The organism is Elusimicrobium sp. An273 (assembly GCF_002159705.1).
Classification (GTDB): Bacteria; Elusimicrobiota; Elusimicrobia; order Elusimicrobiales; family Elusimicrobiaceae; genus Avelusimicrobium; species Avelusimicrobium gallicola.
Genome location: NZ_NFJD01000001.1, coordinates 487,465 through 506,737, shown reverse-complemented (window position 1 = coordinate 506,737; position 19,273 = coordinate 487,465). Strand labels below are relative to the sequence as shown.

The window sequence follows — 19,273 nt, the reverse complement described above, 5'->3', positions numbered from 1 at the left end:
ATGGAACAACGTCTTTTTCTGGCAGCTTGTATTATGTATGCCTTTACGCTGACCACCCGCTACTTAACTAAAAAACAAAAATTACAAACGGCCAAAGCCTTTGGGTATTGGCATGCTTCTTTCTTATTTATTATTTTATTATGCGCGGCCTATTTACTTTTCTTTGTAATGGGCGGAGGAACAGGAGAGCCGGTTGGAGCCGGTAAAATTATTGCCAGTATCGTCATCGCGGCCGCCTGTGCCGTTTATGGATATACGCATGCCCTGAAATCGGATGAAAAGAAAAAAGAAAAGTTGATGAAAGCCGATTTGGAGTGGAGCAATACGGTATATTTTGCGGGCTTTGTAGCGGCGTTTGTGATGTTTTTCTTTATCCAAGCGTTTAAGATTCCGTCCGCTTCTATGCATAATACGCTGTTGGAAGGCGACCACCTGTTTGTAAATAAAGCCGCGTATGGCTTTCGGATTCCGCTTACCAATATCCGTTTTGGGCAGTTTGAAGAAATCAAACCCGGGGATATTATCGTCTTTCGCTTTCCGGCAAAAGACCGCCAACAGCAAAACTGCGGCGGCAGCCAATACGGGAAAGATTTTGTAAAGCGGGTTATTGCTATGCCGGGGGATACGGTGCAGGTAATTAATGGCCGCCCCTGGGTAAACGGCAAGGAACTGCCTCAGCAAGACTATGAGTTGTATGAAGATATAGAGCGCACCCCATATTTTGCAGAAGAAGATAAAGCCCACTATCAGCAGGTGTGGGAAGAACACCAGTTGGATAATTATCTGGGGCTGTATCTGCGCGATTCTTTCGGCCCGGTTACCGTGCCGGAAAACACGTATTTTGTGATGGGGGATAACCGGGATAATTCCTGCGATTCCCGTTTTTGGGGCCCTGTGCCGCGGGAAAACATCAAAGGAAAAGCTTGGTTTATCCATTGGCCGCTTAACCGGGTGCGTTGGATTAAATAGTTGGTTTTCACGTGAAAACATTCATCCGCTCTATTGCTTTTCTGGTTTAATTAATGTTTAATATAAGTATACTTTTATGGGAGGATTTATGGGAGAAATCGTCGTTGTTGCCAACCAGAAAGGGGGGGTAGGAAAAACTACCACTTCTATCAATCTGTCATATGCTTTAGCTTGCTTAAACCAACAAGTGCTGCTGGTGGATTTTGACCCGCAGGGAAACGCCGGCTCCGGCTTAGGCGTTACGGTGGCAGACGGCGAAAAATCGGTTTACCATTTGCTGACCAAAACGGCTCCGTTTGAACAAGTCGTGCGGCAGACCTCCAGCGAAATGCTGGATGTTCTCCCGGCCTGTAAGGACTTGGCCGGCGCGGAAGTGGAACTGGTAAACGTACGCGGCCGGGAAAATATGCTAAAAGACGCCCTGGCCCCGTTTCGCGGGATGTACGACTATATTATTATTGATTGTCCTCCCTCTTTGGGCTTGCTGACGCTCAATGCTATGATGGCGGCGGACAGCGTGATTACTCCCGTTCAATGCGAGTATTACGCCATGGAAGGCTTGGCTCATTTTATGAGCACGGTCTCTAAAATCAAACAATTTTTGCACCCCAAGCTTAAAATGGACGGCGGCGTGCTGACCATGTATGACGCGCGTATGAATTTATCCAAGCAAGTCTTTGCGGAAGTAAGCCGCTTTTTTGGCGACCAAGTGTACAAAACGCCGATTCCGCGCAATATCCGCTTGGCCGAAGCGCCCAGCTTTGGGCAGTCCATTTTTGATTATGACCCCGCCTGCCGCGGTGCCAATGCCTATATTCAGTTGGCGATTGAATTTTTAACCCGCCGCGGGGCCGATCCGACGCAATATAAAGATTTTAAAATGACGGGTGAAATGCCCTTGAACTACGATTTTGGAGGATAACGATGTCCAGACAGGCTTTAGGTAAAGGTTTAGATGCTTTAATTAAACAAACGCAGGAAGTCATGCAAATGCCGGCCGAAGCGGCCCAGCAAGCGCAAACGCCCGGCATGAGCGTTACCAAGATTGCCATTAATAAAATCGTGCCCAACCGCTTTCAGCCGCGGCGCGTGTTTGATGAAGAAAAATTGCAAGAATTAGCCCAGTCCATTAAAGAACACGGGCTTACGCAGCCCATTGTTGTGGTGTACGATGCCGGGTTGGATAAATACGAAATTGTGGTGGGGGAACGGCGTTTCCGGGCCACGCAGCTGGCGGGGATGACGGAAATTGACGCCATTGTCCACAAACACTTGGGCGACCAGGAAATGTGCGCCTTGGCCTTGATTGAAAACATTCAGCGCGAAGATTTAAACCCCATTGAAACGGCCTTGGGCTACCGCAATTTAATGAGCAAATTCTATATTACGCAGGCGGATTTGGCTTCTTACTGCGGCAAATCCAAGGCGGCCATTTCCAATGCGCTGCGCCTGCTGGATTTGGAGCCGGAAATCCAACAAGCCCTGCAGGAAGGATCCCTTTCCGAAGGCCACGGCCGGGCCCTGCTTATGGTAACGGACAGCGCCAAACGGGACGGATTATTTAAAAAAATGCTCAAAACCAAAATGTCCGTCCGCCAAGCCGAAGCGGCGGCGCGGGCGTTGATGTTCCCGGTCAAAAAAGAAGACAAAGCCGGAAAACCGGTGGAAATTGCCTCTTTTGAAAACGACCTGCAAACGGCGTTGGGCACGAAAGTGGAAGTCAAATGCGGCAAAAATATGAAAAAAGGCACGTTGGTGATTCATTACCATTCGCTGGATGAATTGGATAATATCGCCAGCCGGCTCAAAAATAAAATGCTGTAATTTGGCCGCACCTTTTAAAGCACCCTCTGCAAAAGCGGGGGGTGCTTTTTATTGATTAAAAAATACTTAAAAAATAAGGATAATTTTTATTTTCGCGGCAAATTTCCATTTTCCCAGCAGGCGGATACTTCCGCAAAGGCCATTAGGGGCGGCAAAAGAAGCCGACAAGCGTTCGTTGGGGGCTGCATGCAAGCTGTTTTAACAAGCATAAAAAAGCCGGGCCTGCGGCGCCCGGCTTTTCTGCGGTACAAATTACTAAACCGTAGCGTCCTGTTCGTAAAATTCCCGGATGGTTTCGCACACGCGGTGGATTTGTTCTTCCGTAATTTCCGGGAACATCGGAATGGAAAGCACTTCTTGGGCGGCTTTTTCGGCCTGCGGGAAATCTTCCGGTTTAAACCCGCGGTTTTTATAGGCGGGCTGTTTATACAAGGGCACCGGATAGTAGACGGCCGAGCCAATGCCGCGGGCCTTTAAAAAAGCCTGCAGTTCGTCGCGTTTTTCGGCGCGGATGGTGTACACATAGTACGACTGCGCATACCCCACCGGCGGCGTGGGCGGCAGGACGACGGGCACGCCCGCGAGGCCTTCTTCATATAAAGCGGCGGCGCGGCGGCGTTTTTCCGTCCATTCCTCTAAATGCGGTAATTTAACGCGCAAAATAGCGGCTTGGATTTCGTCCATGCGCAGGGTGGAGCCTTCCAAATCGTATTCGTAGGCTTTGCCCAAGGCACGGCCGCTGTGGCGCAGGGAGCGGCAGCGGTTGGCGATGTCGTCATCATTGGTGGTTACGCAGCCCGCATCGCCGCAGGCGCCTAAATTTTTGCTGGGGTAAAAGCTGAAGCATCCCGCGTCTCCAATGCCGCCCACCATCACGCCGTCGGCCATGGCCAAATGCGCTTGGGCGCAGTCTTCAATCACTTTCAGGTCGTGTTCGTTGGCCAGGTGCATAATAGCGTCCATATTGGCGGGATAACCGTAGAGATGCACGGGCAAAATGGCTTTTGTCTTTTTGGTAATTTTGCGTTCCACGTCGTGCACGTCTAGGTTATAGGTGCGGGGGTCAATATCGGCAAACACAAATTTGGCGCCGGTTAAGGAGATAGAAGACGTGGTGGCGATAAACGTAAACGGCGTGGTGATGACTTCATCGCCCGGCCCGATGCCGGCGGCCCCCAAGGCAATTTGCAGGGCGCTGGCGCCGGACGAGCAGCTAATGCAGTGCTTGACGCCGATCAGCGCGGCAAATTCCTCTTCAAATTTTTCCGTCTGCGGGCCCAGCAGCCAATGCATGGAATTGAGGGCTTCCAGGGCGGCCGCATTAATTTGGGGTTTCAGGCTTTCATGCTGTTCCTTGAGGTTAAACAGCGGGATAGGGGTTTTGTCATCCGTCATAGCAAGTACACGCTCCTTAGGTTATTTAAACAAACTGTATACCTCGGGCATTTCCAGCAGTTCTTTGGTAATGTTTTGGAAATCGTGCCCGGTAAACGTAGCCACCAAGCTGACGTGGAAACGGTTATCCTGCTTGGTGACTTCGCTTTTTAAAATGGAAATGTTTTGGGCTTCAATCTGTTTGATGATTTTGTCCACCACGCTCCAGCGGGGTTCACAGGTGAGATAAAACGTGTCGTAATGTTTGACAAATTCCACCAGTTTTAACGTTTTGCGCACGGCCAGCTGCACAATTAAAATGGCTACCGCGCATAAGGCGGCCCAAAAGTATTGGCCGTATCCGACGGCCATACCGATGGCAGCCACCAGCCAGACGCCGGCGGCGGTAGTCAGCCCGGAAATTTTATTTCCGTCCCGCAAAATGGATCCGGCGCCGATAAACCCTACACCGGTAACAATTTGCGCCGCAATGCGCCCGGGGTCGCCCCCGGCCTCGCCCATTACTTCCGAAAGCACCGTAAAGAGCATCGCCCCCAAACAGATTAAACAGTTGGTTGCAAAACCGGCCGGTTTGTCGTGGTATTGCCGCTCCAAACCCAGCGCGCCGCCCAGCACCAGCGCGAGGAAAATTTTAATAAAAATGTCGTCCATATCCTTATAATACAATAGAGAGCAAGAAAAAGTAAACCAACATCAGCAAAATGCCCACCGGCAATGCGGCGCGGGCCCAATCGCGGCTTTTAATGCCCAGCTTGGACGCGCAGATGATGTTGGGGATGTTGCCCGGGATCAGCAGCCCGCCCGCCAAGATAAGCGACGCCAGCAAAAAGACCAAGGTTTCCTTCGGTAAAGACGGCATAATTTCAATACTGGCTAACGTAGCATTATCCAACACGGCGGAAAGCGAGTTAATCCAGTACAGTGCATATTTGGACAAATGGGTAATCGTGCGCGCGGCTAAGGGTTTGAGCCCTTCGCCCAGTAAAATAAGCGCGGCTACAAACAGGTACACTTTCCCGGCGCGCAGCAAAATTTGGCGGTATGTTTCCGCCTCGGCCTGCTGCTGCGGTTTGGCGGTAAGCGCCTGCTTGCCCAGGCGGGCGGCCAGCGCGGCAAACAAAATAAGCGCGGGCACAATCCATACGCCCATTAAACGAAGCAGGAAAAAGAAATCCGCGTGGTAGGGCTCGGCCTTTAATTTGGCAATAACGATGGTAGAAAGCGGCTCGCCAATAGGCGTTAAAATGGCGCCAAAGCCGATGGCAAAACACGCATAAACGGCCAGCTGCGTTTTGGCGCGGGCGGGCAAGTCCAGCAGTTTAATGATTTCCGCCGTAATCAGGGCGGCAATAATGGCGGTCAGCACGCTGGAAAAAAGCCCGATGACAAACACCGTTAAAAACAATAACGTCTTCGGGCCGGTTTTGTTTTCCAGCGCGTGGATGGCGTGGGCGGTATGATGCCCGAAGCGTTTAAACAAAACGCCCAGCACCAACACGGCCGCCGTAATGGCGACGGGCTCTTTAAGCGCTTCGGCCATTAAATGCCCGCTCCACGCGCCCGACACCGTCACCGCGGCCACCCCGCACACCAGCAGAAAAATTTCCAATTCTTCTTCTACTTTGTGCACCAGAAAAGGCAGCGTCAGCGCTGCCAACACAATCAGTGAAAGTAACGTCATCACCACGACGGAGATATTTGATTCCATACTGTATTTAAAATTTTTTGTTTCGGTTCGTCCAAAGACTTTTTGGGTTATAAAAAAACCCGCCGCTTGCAAGCGGTGGGTTTTTTAAAAAACGACTGATTAGAAACGCGTGCCGAACTTAAGCATAACCGTTAAATAATGGTAATGCCCTTTGCCCAGCGCATCGTGGAATTCGTCGTTGGCGTCCAAATAATAGTAGCGCCCTTCCACACCGAAGATGACCGTTTCGTCAATATCAAATTCCAACCCCAGCCCCAGCATGGTGGCCAGGTCGGTGCTGTCGGTCGTCAGGTGGGAGCCGTCTTCGTTTTTCTGGCGGGCAAACATATGCCCTACCCCGATGCCTACGGGGATATAGAGGCGGGTGGACTGCGAGGGGAAGAAGTTAATGCGCCCCGTCACGAGCCCGGTGGCAATGCCGGTGCGGTAGTAGGCGTTCTGGCCGCCGGAGGTAAAATTGTCTCCGTCGCCGGGCTGCGCGTAGTTGGCGTCTACCCCCAAGGCGAATACCGGGGTAATGTTGCGCACAAAGCCCAAGCCGGCCGTCCAGCCGGTGCCGCCCAAATCCACTTCTTGGCCGTTGTGAAACCAGCTGTCCTGCGGCAGCACCATCCCGCCGTAAAATTCAATCCGGGTGGTGTTTTTGCGCAGGCCGTATTCCTGCAGGCCGTAGTATTCCTGCGCGGCGGCAGGCACGGCCAGGCACAAAGCACACAGCAAAAGTAATTTTTTCATAAAACTCCTTTTGAAAGAATATCCCTTATATTGTAAAAATTTTACAACCCTTTTACAATACGAAGCGGCCGTTTGGGGTTTTGAAAGCGGCCGGAGATGTTGTCCTGCACGACTTGCTCCCACGCGCCGCGGGCCCGCAGGATTTGTTCGGCAATGTCGCGCACGGCGGCGGCGCCGCCGTGGCGGGGGGAGGTGTAGAGCGCCAACGCTTTGGCTTCGGGCACGCTGTTGGCCACCGCCAAGGGCAGCCCCACGCGAGAGAGCAGACCCAGGTCAATTAAATCGTCGCCGATGAAAGCCGTTTCTTCGGGCAAGATGCCGTATTCTTTTTGCAAAAATTCCAACGCATGGTGTTTGACAGAGGTGTTGTAGAACAGATAATTCATGCCCAATTCTTTCGCCCAAAACTCCAGCGTGTTGCTGGCGCCCTTGGACACGATGCCCGTCTGAATGCCGCAATACGCCAAAAACAAGAGGCCCATGCCGTCTAGCGATTCAAAATTTTTAATTTCGCGCGCCACGCCTTTTTCGTCCGTAAAGAAGCTTAGCGTGCCGTTGGTCATCACGCCGTCCACATCGGTCAGCAGCAGCTTGAGGCGGCGCGCTTTTTGGATAAATTCCTGACTGAGGGTGTTCATACGGTTATTATACCTTTTCCGGCGGCCTAAAAATTATATAATGAAAATATGAAGAAAATTTTAACTCTGGCGTTGTTTTGCCTGCTGGCGCTAAACGGCTGTACGCCCAAAACCGTCATCAGCAAAACGTACAATTTTGACCAAATGAACCGCATCGGCGTGATGGGGTTCAGCAACACTTGGCCGGCCATGCAGGGCGTGGAAAACCTGTTTGCCAAATATCTGATTGACGCCGGATTTAAAGTGGTGGAGCGCGCCCAGCTGGAAAGCGTGCTAAAAGAGCACAACATTTCCGTTTCGGGGTATTTATCGCCGGAAACGACGCGCGAAATCGGTAAAATTTTAGGAGTGGACGTGCTGCTGATCGGCGAAGTAAGTTCGTACACGCCGGCCCGCACGGAACTGACGATGACGGCCACCCGCCGCACGGAAGCGCGCCCGGTGTACACGCAGGACGTGATGCAGCTGCCGGACGGCACTTATGTGGGATATACCCGCAACGTGGGCACGCAATATACCCACTCGACGGACGTGCGCCCCACGGAATACACCATTAACGCGCGGGTGGGCATTATCGCCAAGCTGGTGGATGTGGAAACGGCCGAAATTATTTGGATCGGCTCGGACGAAGCGTCTTCCTCCAGCGCGCTGGACGCGGCCGATTATATTGCCCGCGGACTAGTAAAAAGTTTTACCAAAGAGCTTACCAAACTCCAGGAACAAAAATGACGCATACCCCTTCCTTTGCCCAGCAATCTGCGGCGGTGTTATTTAAAGCTTTTTTTATGTTGATCAAAACGCTGTTTGTTTTGCTGGCGCTGACGGTAGGAGCGCTGGTGGCGGGGCAAAGTTCGGTGGCGCCGGTCAGCGTGCGCCTGCTGAGCGCTTACGGGATGGAATATGCGGTTGCCACGTTTAAGCCGTACCGCCATTTGTTCCCGGAGCCGTATTTAATCGATTTAGAAAACAAATAACGAGGTTTTTTATGTTAGACATCAAATATATCGTTGCAAATCCTGAAGAAGTAAAAAAACGCCTGTCGCTTCGCAAGCCGGAATTGGCGGTGCAGATTGACGGCGTGCTGGAAAAATACAGCGCTTATAAAACCGTGCTGGCCCGTGTGGAGGAATTGCGCGCCAAACGCAACGAGATGTCTAAATCCATCGGCAAAATCAAAAAAGAACAGGGCGACGACGCCGCCAAAGAAGCCATGGCCCAGGTGGGAAAACTCAAAGAAGAAATGGCGGTAAAAGAAGCGGAAATGGAACCGCTTAAAAAAGAAATCAACGATTTGCTCTTAAGCATTCCCAACCTGCCCAACGAACACATTCCGGTGGGCGTGTCGGACGCGGACAACCCCGAATACCTGCCCTGCACGATTCCGCTGCCCAAATTTAATTTTAAACCGCTTGATCACCAAGCTGTAGGGGAAAAACTGGGCATTTTGGATTTTGAAGCCGCGGCCGCGTTGTCCGGCAGCAGGTTTGCTTTGTTTAAAGGTGACGGCGCCCGCCTGGAACGTGCGATTATTTCGTTTATGCTCGATATGCACGCCAAGAAAGGCTATACCGAAATTTTGCCGCCCGTGATTGTAAACGAAGATATTTTAATCGGCACCGGCCAGCTGCCCAAATTCCGCGAAGATATGTACGAACTGGTGGGCGAGCCGAAACAATTTTTAATTTCTACCGCCGAAATCCCGCTGACCAATTTAAACCGCATCCGCGTGATTCCCGAAGCGGAACTGCCCATTAAGCTGACGGCGTATTCGCCGTGTTTCCGCAAAGAATCGGGCACCTACGGCAAAGACACCCGCGGCCTCATCCGCAACCACCAATTTGATAAAGTGGAACTCGTGATGCTCTCCAAGCCGGAACATTCGTACCAAATGTTGGAGATTATGGTGTCGGACGCGCAGGAAATTTTGAAAGAACTGGGCCTGCCGTACCATGTGGTGGAACTATGCAGCGGCGACATTGGTTTCTCGTCGGCCAAAACATATGATATTGAGGTTTGGATGCCCAGCGAAAACCGCTTCCGTGAAATTTCTTCCTGCTCCAACTGCCTGGACTTTCAGGCCCGCCGCATGGGCCTGCGCTACAAAAATGCGCAAGGCAAGCAGGAATATGTGCACACCTTAAACGGCAGCGGGCTGGCCGTCGGCCGCACCTTTGCCGCCATTTTGGAAAACTTCCAGCAGGCGGACGGCTCTGTCATTATTCCGCCGGCCTTGCGCCCGTATTTTGGCAAAGACAAAATTGAGGCCAAAAAATAATGAAGAAGCTGCTCCACTGGGCGGCGGCCGGGCTGCTGATGCTGGCCGCGGCGCTTCCGGCGTCTTCGGAGCTGACGCTCCCGCCGGACGTGATGCAATACGCCACGGAAGGCATCAACGGCGTGTACAGCCTGGACTTTGACACCGCGCAAAAAAACATTGAGCGGGTGTTTAAGGACTATCCGGATCATCCGTTCGCCCACTTTGGCAACGCCATGATTGCCTGGAGCCGCTACGAGTACGAGTATGAACTGAGCGACGACCGCCAGCGCAAAGTATTTGAACAAATTTTGGATGAATCCATTGCGGGCATCAAACGCTGGATTAAACAATACCCCGAAGACCCCAACGCCTACATGGGCATTGGCGCCTTGTACGGCTTGCGCGCGATGTTTACCATGCGCAACCGCAGCTGGATTACGGCGTATTTCTCCGGGCGCAGAGCCATCAAAAACTTGGAAAAATCCCTCGAGTTGGATCCCACCTATTACGACGCTTATTTCGGCTTGGGTATTTACCAGTATTATGCGGGCACGCTGCCCTCGGTCATTAAAATTCTGGCCAAGATTGTGGCCATTAAAGGCGATCCGGACGAAGGCGTTGCCCAGCTAAACCTGGCGCGGGAAAAAGCGCATTTTACGTCCGACAGTGCTAAACTGATTTTAATTGAAATCCAAAATACGCGCAACAGCAAGTATTATGCCCCGCAAAAATCGCTGGAATACATCCGCCAGCTGCGCGCCAAATACCCCAAAAACCCGCTGATGCATTATGTGGAAATCATCTGTCTCTACGAAACCGCCCATTATGACGAAGTAACCGAACAAGCGGAAGACTTCTTAAAATTAATCGGCACCGATCCTTTTTATAAAGATATCTACATTTCCCGCGCGTATACGGCGCTGGGCACGGTGCAGATGCAAAAAGGAAATTTTGAGCAGGCCCGCGCCTTGTTTGAACAAGGGCAACAAGCCATTAAAAACCAAGAACCCAGCCGCTGGGGCGTGTGGAACGAAGTGCGCTTGGGCGAGGTGTATGACGTGCTGGGCGCGCGGGAAAAAGCCAAAAAACAATACCGCTACGTACTGTCGTTTGACGACAAATGGGGCTTTGACGATTTGGCTAAAAAACTGCTGCAAACGCCTTACGCCGTGCCTGCCAGCCGCGACGTAGGCCCGCTGCCGCCGCAGGCTTGACTTTTTTGTTTTTGGGGAAAACCTATGCCGAAGCATAGGTTTTTTCTTCTAAAATTAGTATGATATAAAAAATTCAGAAAGGAGAAGTCAATGAAAAAAATCACGTTATTAGCCGTATTTTTAAGCATGTTGTGTGCTTGGCCGACGACCGCCTCTGCCCAAGGCATTGAAAAAGGCGACCAAATGGTTTCCGTCTTTTTGGGCAGCGCCGCCCCGCTGAACGATTCGGGCGTTTCTGCATACTCTGTTACGGGTGAAGCGGTTGACACTTCCACCTTAGATTGGGGGGATGCCTCTACGTCTTACGGCGTGCAGTATATGTACGCGCTTACGCCGCATTTCGCTTTGGGTGCCGAATACAACGGCAACAACTTCGGCGATGCCGAATATGAACGGGAATATTTTGTGGACTGGAACAATTGGGGTGAATCGGAAGTAAACAGCAAAATGGACGTACAAAATTTTATGATTGCCGGACGCTATACGGTAAACCCGCAGTCTAAAGTTCGCTTCTACATCCCGTTGGGCTTAGGGGTGGCTTCTTCCAAAGCGACTTTTGATTTTAATGAAGTAATCAACATGGCCGGACGCTTGGATCGCACGAATGCTTCGGAAAGCAAACGCACCACTTCGTTTACCTATTACGTTGGTTTAGGTTTGGAAGGAACGTTTAGCCAAAACTGGATTTGGGGCGTGGAAGGCCGCTACCAAGGCTTCCAGTTTGATTACGGCAAATTCAGCGACGAATACGGCACGAAAAATCTGAGCTACTTTGCGCTGTTGCTGAAACTGGGCTACCGCTTCTAATTTAGGCTTTATGCCTGTATACCCCGCATCTTTGGATGCGGGGTTTTTGTTTCTGTCAAAAATTGGCAAGATATTCTTATTAAGAAAAATTCCTACAAGGAGGCAGTGTGAAAAAAAGTTTTTGGCTCGCCGTTTTAATAGGCATCAGCTGCGTATGGCCGGTATGGAGCCACGCGCAGGGCATCCAAGCAGGAGATCAATTTATTTCCGTATACGCGGGGGCGGGCGGCGCCACCAACGATACGCATTTGGGGCTGGATTTTCGGGATGATACCGGCTATCCGCTGGGGCAAACCAAAGATTTTGGATGGGGGGATGAATCGGTAGCGTTCGGCGCGCAGTACTTATATACCGTCAGCCCCTACTGGGCATTTGGCGTGGAATACAACGCCAACTTGTTTGACGGCGCGGCCGAAGAATTAAACGCGTGGGGCGGCAGCGGCCAGCATATGAAAGCCGAGGCAGATCAGGATATGGATGTGCATAACCTGATGGCGGCCGGGCGGTTTACGCTCAATCCGCAAGGGACTTTCCGGTTTTACATTCCGTTCGGGGCGGGTATTGCCTTTTCCAAAGCGACTGTCAAAAACAGTTTTTGGGAGCAAAACGGCGGGGCGTATACGTCCGTGTCGGACAGCCGCAGCGAAAGCAGCCGCTCGTTTACATACTATACCGGGCTGGGGGTGGAACACCGCTTGGCCGGGCAGTGGCTGTGGGGCTTGGAAGGGCGGTACCAAAGCTTTTCGTTTGACTATGACAAATTCTTGTCCGGTGCCGGCCGCGAAAACCTGCATTATGTAACGGTGTTTTTAAAGCGGGGGTATGTGTTTTAACGTAAAAGCGTGAAGAAAAAAACCCCGCGGATTGCACCGCGGGGGTTTTTATATAGGTTGTTAATTGGGCGGCGGAGGGGAGAATTAGGCGTTCGCCCCGCGCTTAGCATAAAAACCCGTTCCGGGTACGAAACCGAAACGGGCGGAATTAGAGGAGCATAAAAAACCCGCTCCGAAGAGCGGGCAGGAAATTATTTTTTCTTTTGATCTTTCAAGGCCAGGTAGCCCATTAAGCGGTAAATTAACTTAGACACGTTAAATTCCGTAATGACGTCGGCCTTTCTTTGGCAGGCTTCCACCACGTCCACCGCCACGATTTTTTTATGTTTAATGACTTCGCGGAACAAGTCCAGCGCTTCATACCACATAAATCCGCCGGGCTGCGGGGTGCCGGTAGCCGGGATGACGGACGGATCAAAGCCGTCCACGTCAATGGTGATATAGACGGTGTCCGTCAGCTTTTTAAGCACCTGCGGGATGAGCTTTTTAATGTCGCGGTTTTCGTGCATTAAAAACGTGGTCACTTTGCCCGCATTGCAGTATTGCTTTTCTTCGCTGGCTACGCTGCGGATGCCCACTTGCACCACCGGTACCTGGCGGGAGGCCGGATACAGGGCGCAGGCGTGGCTTTTGGGCGTGCCTTCAAAGGTTTCGCGCAAATCGGCGTGGGCGTCAAAGTGCAAGATGCTTAAGTCTTTATATTTTTCAATATAAGGCTGCGCCAGCGCTTGGGTAACCGTATGCTCGCCGCCGATATAAAACGGAATGGCTTTGTACTGCATCAGGTTGCGGACGGTTTTGTCGATATTTTTAAATACCGTGTTGGTAGACCCTTTGCAATTAACGGCCGGCTGCGTATTAATGCCCAGTTCCCACGTTTCGGTTTTGGTTTCTTCGTCCCAAAGTTCAATTTGGGTGGAAGCCTCAATCACCGCGGCGGGGCCTTTGGCGGTACCATGCCCGTAGCAGACCGTCTTTTCAAACGGCACGGGCACGACCACGAATTTAGAAAGGGGCAGAGAGCTGTATCTGCTCTCTAGCCCCATAAACTTATCGGTTTGTACGTTATCGCTCACAATGTTACCGGAGTTATTTTACAAACACAGCCGCCGCTACAACGGTGGTCCAAAGACCTTCCACGCAGATGGCGGACTGAGTAATGTTGGTAGTGCGGACGATTTTACCGCTCATTTTCCAGATTTCTTCTTTCTGGTCCCAAGTGGTGTTATTGTCGAACTCGATGCCCAGCGTAGTGGAGAGCATCAAAGCAGCCAAGTCTTCCGCATAATCGCCGGCTTGTTTGTCGGTTTCGCCGAAGCTGTGGTGTTCGGAAATGTATCCGTGCGTTTTCTTTCCTTCTTTCGGGATCGCCAGACCCACGGAAGCGGAAATCAAGCGGCGGTATTCGTTGCTCGTGTTTCTGCTGATGACGCAATGCAGAATTTGGCCCGGGTGCAATTCTTGAAGGCCTTTGGATATTGGCACGGTTTTGCAGCCGGGAGGGAAGATGCTGGACACAGGCACCAAGTTAAAGCTGGCGATTTTGGCGTCTCTCAACGCTTCTTCAAAGCTGGCCAGTTTTTCTTTGTGTCTGCCAATTCCTTTGGTAAGGAATATCTCTTTGGGTACAAACGCTTCGTACATTTTTATTTTTCCACTAATTCCTTGATGTGAATTAATATAATATAAATTATAACAAATAACAAAAAGAAAAAGACTTTTTGTTTTTCGTTATAATCCGAGTCCACTTTTACCGGTTGCCCCTTCGGGCCCAAAACCGATACAATAAGAGTGTAATATATTCCTATGAAAAAAACAAAATTTCTTTTAGTTACGGCTTTTCTTTTAACCGCGACGGGAGCGTATTGTATGGCAGATATGTTTAAAAACGGCGTTTTGCATTTTGATTATAAAGCCGAGGAACTGGCCCCGGCCGAGGCGACGGCGCGCGTGCAGCTGGAAAAGGATTTAAACGCGCTGGTGGCCATCCCCAAAGAGCAGCGCACGTTTGAAAACACCATTATGGCCTACGAACGCGCCTTTGACGATTACGGCAACGCCTTGGGAATGAGCGGTTTTTTGTCGTACGTGTCTACGGATAAAAACTTCCGCGATGCGGCCTTGGCGCTGCAAATGCAAATCAGCCAATATATGGTGGACGTGGCCACCCGGCGCGACGTGTACCGCGCCATCCGCGAATATACCGACACCAACCCCCAATTAGACCCCGTGCAGGCCAAGCTCGTTAAAGAAATGCTGATCGGGTTTAAAAACAGCGGTATGGAACTAAACGACGAAGATTTGGAAAAATTTAAAGCGCTTAATAAAGAAAAAGCGGAATATATTATTAAGTTTGACAAAAACATCCAAGAATACAAAGACCCCCTTGCCGTTACGCGCGAGCAGCTGCAGGGCTTGGGCGAAGATTATATTGAAAAACTGGAAAAAACGCCGGACGGCAAATACCTGGTTACGCTGGATTATCCCGACTACGTGCCGTTTATGTTAAACGCCGATAATGAAGACGCCCGCAAAGCGCTTGAATTTAAATACAACCGCCGCGGCGGGGCGGAAAATGTGGAACTGCTGGAAAAAACGCTGACGCTTCGCCGGGAGATTGCGCACTTGCTCGGGTATGAAAACCATGCGCAGATGAAACTGGAAGACCGCATGGCAAAAAACCCCCAAACCGTGATGAAGTTTTTGAAGAATTTGCAAAAAAAGCTAAAACCGCTTGCCAAACAGGAAGACCGGGAAATGATTGCTTACAAAAACGGCAAGACCGGCAAAAAAAGCCGCACCTTATATTCGTGGGAAAGCGGCTATTGGAGCAACAAATACCGCAAAGAAAATTTGGAACTGGACAGCGAAAAAATAAAAGAGTATTTCCCGTCCCAAGTGGTGATTGACGGCATGCTGGATTTGTTTGGCGGAGTGTTTGGCATTACGTTTGAGCCGGTGGATATCCCGGTGTGGCACCCCGACGTAAAAGCTTTTAAAATTACCGACCGGGCCAGCGGCCGGCTGATTGCCTATTTTTATATGGATCTTTACCCGCGCGAAGGCAAATACAAACACGCCGCCTGCTTCGGCTTGGTGGAAGGGGAAGAAAAGAAAGACGGCACCTATCAAATTCCGTTCGTCGCCATTGTGGCCAATTTAAACAAACCTTCCGCCACGACGCCTTCCCTGCTTAAACACAGCGAAGTGGAAACGTTATTCCACGAGTTTGGTCATGTACTGCACAACGCGCTGACCCAGGCCAAATACTCCGCGTTTTCGGGCACCAACGTCAGCTGGGATTTTGTAGAAGCGCCCAGCCAAATGCTGGAGCGCTGGGCGTGGGATCCGCAGGTGCTTAAAAAAATCAGCAAGCACTACAAAACGGGCGAGCCGCTGCCGGACGATTTAATCCAACGGATGATTGCGGCCAAGAATTTCGGCTCGGGCGGGACGTACCTGCGGCAGGACTTTTTTGCCCAGTATGATATGACGCTCCACACCGCCAAAACTACACCCGACTCCACCAAACTGTATTTTGATTTAACCAAAAAAATCCGCGGGCTTCCGCTTACCAAGGGCACCCTCCCGCAGGCCTCTTTCGGGCACATTATGGGCGGGTATGACGCCGGATATTACGGGTATTTGTGGTCGGAAGTAATAGCGGAAGATTTTTTCGGCGAGTTTAAAAAGAACGGCATTTTTAACCCCGAGACGGGGCTTAAATTCCGCCGCGAAATTTTGGAAAAAGGCGGCACGCTGGATGAAGAGAAAATGGTGGAAAATTTCTTGGGCCGCCCGGCCAAGATAGAACCGTTCTTGCAGGCCATCGGCTTGCCGCAGGAGGATTTATGAGCGTAGTCATCGGGATAGACGTAGGGGGCTCCACCACCAAAATCGTGGGGTATACGGACGCCGGAAAATTGGTTTCCATGCTAAAAGTGGAAGCCGCCGACCCGCTGACTTCCGCCTATGGGGCGCTGGGCAAATTTATCAACGAAAACGGCCTGGCACTTTCGGACGTACAGCAAATCATCCTGACGGGGGTGGGGTCTTCGCTGTTTAAGAAAAACATTTACGGGATTGCCACTTCCAAGGTGGACGAATTTGAAGCCATCGGCTCGGGCGGATTGGCGCTTTCGGGCAAAAAGGAAGGGCTGATTGTCAGCATGGGCACGGGCACGGCGTTCGTGCGCGCGGGGAAAGACGGCATCCGCCACATTGGCGGCTCGGGCGTCGGCGGCGGGACGGTGCTGGGTCTGTGCGGCAAGCTGTGCGGGGCCACCTCGTTTAAAACCGTAGTGGAAATGGCCGAAGGCGGCCGGCTGGGGCAGGTGGACTTGAACATCAGCGATATCAGCACCGGTGTGATTTCCACCCTCACACCCGATACGACCGCGTCCAACTTTGGCAAAATGGAAGACGGCGTTACGCCCGAAGATTTGACAGTGGGCGTGCTGAATATGGTATTTCAAACCATTGGCATGATGGCGGTGTTTGCCTGCCGCAACGACTCCGTAAAAGACGTCATCCTGACCGGCACGCTTACGTTGGTACCGTTTGCCAAACACGTGTTTCAGGCATTGCACAAAATGCACGGCGTCAATTTTATTATTCCCCAAAACGCCATTTATGCCACCGCTACGGGGGCGGCGTTATCCTATTTGTACAAAAACGGTAAAATCCATGTCGACTAATGTGCAGTCGTATAAAAAATCCAGCTTCGGCCCGGCGTTTTTCTTTTTATCCAAACGCCGCCGCGAAGCGTTGGCGCATTATTATGAATTTTGCCGCCTGATGGATGACCTTGCAGACGAGCCGAACATCCCCAACCCCGGCCGGCAGCTGGACGACTGGGAAGCGGAAGTGCACCGCATGTACGACGGCACTCCGCAGACGGAACTGGGCCGGCTGCTGCAGGCGGACGCGCGGGAATTTTCCATGCCTCCCGATCGGTTTTTGCTGTTAATAGAAGGCATGCGGGCCGATTTAACAGGGCGGACGTATCCCACCCAGCAAGCGTTGGACTGGTATATCTACCGGGTGGCGGCTGTTGTGGGGCTGGCCACGCTGGACATTTTAGGCGTGCAAGGAAAGCAGGCCGAGGCGCTTGCCTGGCAGGAAGGCGCCGCCGTACAGCTGACGAATATCATCCGCGACGTGCCCGAAGACGCCAAATTGGGCCGCGTCTATATTCCGGAAGAGTTGCTCACCCGCTTTGGTCTTACCCGCCAAGACGTATTGGACAACCGCGCCCCGCGGGTGCTGGCGGCCGCCCTGCAGGAACTGGCGGCGCAGGCGGAAGCGTATTACGAAGCGGCGTTTAAACAAATGGCGGGGTTTGCACGCCTGAAAATGATCCCGTGCCGGGTCATGGGGTATGTATATTTAAAAAATCTTGCTAAAATAAAAAAAACGGGCTTTTTGTTCGCCCGTCCGGTTAAATTGACGAAGAACGAAAAATTGTACAGCATTGCTTATGCATTATTTAAAACCTTTTTCTAATTGTTTGGCGTTGTGGCTGGCGCTGGGCCTGCTGCCGGGGGAACTCTGGGCGGCGGGAGCCAAGCAGCAAAACATTTCGTCGTGTTTGGAAAGCGGCAAAAAAGCCTATGCCGCCAAAGATTATTTGCAGGCGCAGGACGTTTTTACGCGGTGCTTAAAACTGGATTCCGACAATGTGGAAGCGCTTTTGTCGCTGGCGGGCGTACTGCTGACGCAGGACGATTTGAAAGGAGCGGAAAAATACTTTACCGCCGCCACCCGCAGCATGAAGCGCAACTCGCCGTATTGGTCGTACACGTATTCCATGTTGGGGGATATTGCGCTGAAGCAACAGCAAAACGACAAAGCGCTTAAGCTCTATTCCAAATCGCTGGAATATAATGCGGCCAACGTCAATTCGCTGGTGGGCAAGGGCGTGATTGTGGAGTATCAGGGCGACAAGCAGGGCGCCAGCGAGTATTACCGCTCGGCCCTGGCGGTGGAACCGCTGAATTTGATTGCGCGCAAACGGCTGATTAATTTGGAGCCGGACTATTTGACCAACGACGAAATGCTTACCGCGCTTAAACAGCGCTACGCCGTGGAACCGGACGCCACGGAACTGACCGATGAAAACAAAGCGTTGTTTGAAAAAATTCACCAAGCCGAACAGCGCCGCGGCATTGATTATTTAAAAAATAAATACGCTAAAGTTCCTTCGGAGTATATTGTTACCATTAACAAAGACACCAGCTTCGAGCGGGAAATGCTTACGCTGGCGGGTTATAACGCCTTGGAAAAAAGCATTGGGCAGGATGCGATTGCCGTGTTCCAAAAAGTAGGCGTGCCCATTAAAGATGTATTTGATTTAAGAGATATGAAGGGCGAAAAAATTTTTACGCCGGAAAGCACCCTCACGGAAAGCGGATTTTACGTGTATACCGAAGCGTTGAAAGGGCGCAAAGCGTTTCTGATGCCCAACGAAGCGGTGCCGCCCACGCAGGCGTTTTTGGCCAAAGTATCCGCCCGCGTGCAGGAGCTGAAAGACGCCGGCTATGTGGAAATTACGCGCTCCGAATACAAAATGATTCAAAACCAAACCAAATGCTCCGATGAAACTTTGCGCAGCAAATTGGGGGTATATGTTCTGCCCGTTACCAAAAACGACGTGCGCTATTTCGTGTTGGCGCGCCAAACGGCCGACCCCAAAAAAGGCGTGGCGTATTATTACTTAATGGCGGCGCACGCCAAGCGCAACCCCAAAGTAAAAGTGCCGTCCAACTCGCTGGTGGAAAGCTATGCGTTTTACGGCTATACGGTGTGTTTGGACGACGGGAATTTATTGGAATAGACGGACAAATCTAAAAAAGAGCGGAGGCTTTGCCCCCGCTCTTTTTTTGTCTTGCGCG

General features: G+C 51.4%; 20 protein-coding genes. 13 read left to right on the top strand and 7 right to left on the bottom strand.

The features are described from left to right. The 3 genes from lepB to B5F75_RS02380 all read left to right on the top strand — a co-directional run bounded on the left by lepB (position 1) and on the right by B5F75_RS02380 (position 2,793). Positions 1-969, top strand: a complete 969-nt coding sequence (lepB, locus tag B5F75_RS02390) for a signal peptidase I (RefSeq protein WP_087287360.1) — start codon at positions 1-3, stop codon at positions 967-969. Between the two features lie 88 nt (positions 970-1,057). Further along, positions 1,058-1,891 carry a ParA family protein gene (locus B5F75_RS02385; RefSeq protein WP_087287358.1) on the top strand — a complete coding sequence of 278 codons (834 nt, stop codon included), beginning with the start codon at positions 1,058-1,060 and terminating at the stop codon, positions 1,889-1,891. Between the two features lie 2 nt (positions 1,892-1,893). Continuing rightward, a complete protein-coding gene (locus tag B5F75_RS02380) occupies positions 1,894-2,793 on the top strand; it encodes a ParB/RepB/Spo0J family partition protein (RefSeq protein WP_087287355.1) in 900 nt (299 codons plus the stop codon). Between the two features lie 255 nt (positions 2,794-3,048). Here B5F75_RS02380 and B5F75_RS02375 read toward each other — a convergent pair whose 3' ends face one another. From B5F75_RS02375 to B5F75_RS02355, 5 genes are all read right to left on the bottom strand, one after another. Beyond that, positions 3,049-4,188, bottom strand: a complete 1,140-nt coding sequence (locus tag B5F75_RS02375) for a DegT/DnrJ/EryC1/StrS family aminotransferase (RefSeq protein WP_087287353.1) — start codon at positions 4,186-4,188, stop codon at positions 3,049-3,051. 21 nt (positions 4,189-4,209) lie between these two features. Then, entirely contained in the window at positions 4,210-4,839 is a 630-nt protein-coding gene (locus tag B5F75_RS02370; RefSeq protein ID WP_087287350.1) for an MgtC/SapB family protein, read from the bottom strand. 4 nt (positions 4,840-4,843) lie between these two features. Further along, positions 4,844-5,896 carry a DUF1646 family protein gene (locus B5F75_RS02365; protein ID WP_239406342.1) on the bottom strand — a complete coding sequence of 351 codons (1,053 nt, stop codon included), beginning with the start codon at positions 5,894-5,896 and terminating at the stop codon, positions 4,844-4,846. 99 nt (positions 5,897-5,995) lie between these two features. Beyond that, a complete protein-coding gene (locus tag B5F75_RS02360) occupies positions 5,996-6,631 on the bottom strand; it encodes an outer membrane protein (RefSeq protein ID WP_087287347.1) in 636 nt (211 codons plus the stop codon). A gap of 41 nt (positions 6,632-6,672) precedes the next feature. After that, entirely contained in the window at positions 6,673-7,269 is a 597-nt protein-coding gene (locus tag B5F75_RS02355) for a KdsC family phosphatase (protein ID WP_087287344.1), read from the bottom strand. A gap of 48 nt (positions 7,270-7,317) precedes the next feature. On the opposite strand from B5F75_RS02355, the gene B5F75_RS02350 reads away from it, so the two are divergent. The 6 genes from B5F75_RS02350 to B5F75_RS02325 all read left to right on the top strand — a co-directional run bounded on the left by B5F75_RS02350 (position 7,318) and on the right by B5F75_RS02325 (position 12,380). Continuing rightward, entirely contained in the window at positions 7,318-7,998 is a 681-nt protein-coding gene (locus tag B5F75_RS02350) for a CsgG/HfaB family protein (protein ID WP_087287341.1), read from the top strand. Continuing rightward, entirely contained in the window at positions 7,995-8,243 is a 249-nt protein-coding gene (locus B5F75_RS02345) for a hypothetical protein (protein WP_087287338.1), read from the top strand. Before B5F75_RS02350 ends, B5F75_RS02345 begins: the two co-directional genes overlap by 4 nt. An 11-nt stretch (positions 8,244-8,254) precedes the next feature. Next, the gene (gene serS, locus B5F75_RS02340; protein ID WP_087287335.1) at positions 8,255-9,544 is read left to right on the top strand and encodes a serine--tRNA ligase; all 1,290 of its coding nucleotides are present in this window, start codon (positions 8,255-8,257) and stop codon (positions 9,542-9,544) included. Further along, positions 9,544-10,740 (top strand): tetratricopeptide repeat protein, encoded by a 1,197-nt coding sequence (locus tag B5F75_RS02335; RefSeq protein ID WP_087287333.1) that lies wholly within the window; start codon positions 9,544-9,546, stop codon positions 10,738-10,740. The genes serS and B5F75_RS02335 overlap by 1 nt, the downstream gene beginning before the upstream one ends. 90 nt (positions 10,741-10,830) lie before the next feature. Then, entirely contained in the window at positions 10,831-11,547 is a 717-nt protein-coding gene (locus B5F75_RS02330; protein WP_087287330.1) for an outer membrane beta-barrel protein, read from the top strand. 107 nt (positions 11,548-11,654) lie between these two features. Then, positions 11,655-12,380, top strand: a complete 726-nt coding sequence (locus B5F75_RS02325) for an outer membrane beta-barrel protein (protein ID WP_087287327.1) — start codon at positions 11,655-11,657, stop codon at positions 12,378-12,380. A gap of 191 nt (positions 12,381-12,571) precedes the next feature. On the opposite strand, the gene speB is transcribed toward B5F75_RS02325, so the two are convergent. After that, positions 12,572-13,456 (bottom strand): agmatinase, encoded by an 885-nt coding sequence (gene speB, locus B5F75_RS02320; protein WP_143351229.1) that lies wholly within the window; start codon positions 13,454-13,456, stop codon positions 12,572-12,574. A 13-nt stretch (positions 13,457-13,469) separates the two neighbouring features. Then, complete coding sequence (locus tag B5F75_RS02315) at positions 13,470-14,024, bottom strand: pyruvoyl-dependent arginine decarboxylase (RefSeq protein WP_087287320.1); 555 nt, start codon at positions 14,022-14,024, stop codon at positions 13,470-13,472. Positions 14,025-14,249: 225 nt separating this feature from the next. Here B5F75_RS02315 and B5F75_RS02310 point away from each other — a divergent pair, with 225 nt between their 5' ends. From B5F75_RS02310 to B5F75_RS02295, 4 genes are read left to right on the top strand one after another with little or no spacing between them, the layout of a single operon-like run. Beyond that, a complete protein-coding gene (locus B5F75_RS02310; RefSeq protein WP_158093752.1) occupies positions 14,250-16,235 on the top strand; it encodes a M3 family metallopeptidase in 1,986 nt (661 codons plus the stop codon). Continuing rightward, complete coding sequence (locus B5F75_RS02305) at positions 16,232-17,077, top strand: acetate and sugar kinases/Hsc70/actin family protein (protein ID WP_087287314.1); 846 nt, start codon at positions 16,232-16,234, stop codon at positions 17,075-17,077. The genes B5F75_RS02310 and B5F75_RS02305 overlap by 4 nt, the downstream gene beginning before the upstream one ends. Beyond that, positions 17,067-17,885: a phytoene/squalene synthase family protein gene (locus B5F75_RS02300; RefSeq protein ID WP_158093751.1), complete on the top strand. Its 819-nt coding sequence runs from the start codon at positions 17,067-17,069 to the stop codon at positions 17,883-17,885. The genes B5F75_RS02305 and B5F75_RS02300 overlap by 11 nt, the downstream gene beginning before the upstream one ends. Next, positions 17,860-19,215 carry a tetratricopeptide repeat protein gene (locus tag B5F75_RS02295; protein ID WP_087287310.1) on the top strand — a complete coding sequence of 452 codons (1,356 nt, stop codon included), beginning with the start codon at positions 17,860-17,862 and terminating at the stop codon, positions 19,213-19,215. Before B5F75_RS02300 ends, B5F75_RS02295 begins: the two co-directional genes overlap by 26 nt. The last annotated feature ends 58 nt before the right edge of the window (positions 19,216-19,273 follow it).

What these genes read in the sequence shown, in the direction of transcription:
- lepB (WP_087287360.1), top strand. Translation starts at nt 1, where the DNA reads ATGGAACAACGTCTTTTTCTGGCAGCTTGTATTATGTATGCCTTTACG.
- B5F75_RS02385 (WP_087287358.1), top strand. Translation starts at nt 1,058, where the DNA reads ATGGGAGAAATCGTCGTTGTTGCCAACCAGAAAGGGGGGGTAGGAAAA.
- B5F75_RS02380 (WP_087287355.1), top strand. Translation starts at nt 1,894, where the DNA reads ATGTCCAGACAGGCTTTAGGTAAAGGTTTAGATGCTTTAATTAAACAA.
- B5F75_RS02375 (WP_087287353.1), bottom strand. Translation starts at nt 4,188, where the DNA reads ATGACGGATGACAAAACCCCTATCCCGCTGTTTAACCTCAAGGAACAG.
- B5F75_RS02370 (WP_087287350.1), bottom strand. Translation starts at nt 4,839, where the DNA reads ATGGACGACATTTTTATTAAAATTTTCCTCGCGCTGGTGCTGGGCGGC.
- B5F75_RS02365 (WP_239406342.1), bottom strand. Translation starts at nt 5,896, where the DNA reads ATGGAATCAAATATCTCCGTCGTGGTGATGACGTTACTTTCACTGATT.
- B5F75_RS02360 (WP_087287347.1), bottom strand. Translation starts at nt 6,631, where the DNA reads ATGAAAAAATTACTTTTGCTGTGTGCTTTGTGCCTGGCCGTGCCTGCC.
- B5F75_RS02355 (WP_087287344.1), bottom strand. Translation starts at nt 7,269, where the DNA reads ATGAACACCCTCAGTCAGGAATTTATCCAAAAAGCGCGCCGCCTCAAG.
- B5F75_RS02350 (WP_087287341.1), top strand. Translation starts at nt 7,318, where the DNA reads ATGAAGAAAATTTTAACTCTGGCGTTGTTTTGCCTGCTGGCGCTAAAC.
- B5F75_RS02345 (WP_087287338.1), top strand. Translation starts at nt 7,995, where the DNA reads ATGACGCATACCCCTTCCTTTGCCCAGCAATCTGCGGCGGTGTTATTT.
- serS (WP_087287335.1), top strand. Translation starts at nt 8,255, where the DNA reads ATGTTAGACATCAAATATATCGTTGCAAATCCTGAAGAAGTAAAAAAA.
- B5F75_RS02335 (WP_087287333.1), top strand. Translation starts at nt 9,544, where the DNA reads ATGAAGAAGCTGCTCCACTGGGCGGCGGCCGGGCTGCTGATGCTGGCC.
- B5F75_RS02330 (WP_087287330.1), top strand. Translation starts at nt 10,831, where the DNA reads ATGAAAAAAATCACGTTATTAGCCGTATTTTTAAGCATGTTGTGTGCT.
- B5F75_RS02315 (WP_087287320.1), bottom strand. Translation starts at nt 14,024, where the DNA reads ATGTACGAAGCGTTTGTACCCAAAGAGATATTCCTTACCAAAGGAATT.
- B5F75_RS02310 (WP_158093752.1), top strand. Translation starts at nt 14,250, where the DNA reads ATGGCAGATATGTTTAAAAACGGCGTTTTGCATTTTGATTATAAAGCC.
- B5F75_RS02305 (WP_087287314.1), top strand. Translation starts at nt 16,232, where the DNA reads ATGAGCGTAGTCATCGGGATAGACGTAGGGGGCTCCACCACCAAAATC.
- B5F75_RS02300 (WP_158093751.1), top strand. Translation starts at nt 17,067, where the DNA reads ATGTCGACTAATGTGCAGTCGTATAAAAAATCCAGCTTCGGCCCGGCG.
- B5F75_RS02295 (WP_087287310.1), top strand. Translation starts at nt 17,860, where the DNA reads ATGCATTATTTAAAACCTTTTTCTAATTGTTTGGCGTTGTGGCTGGCG.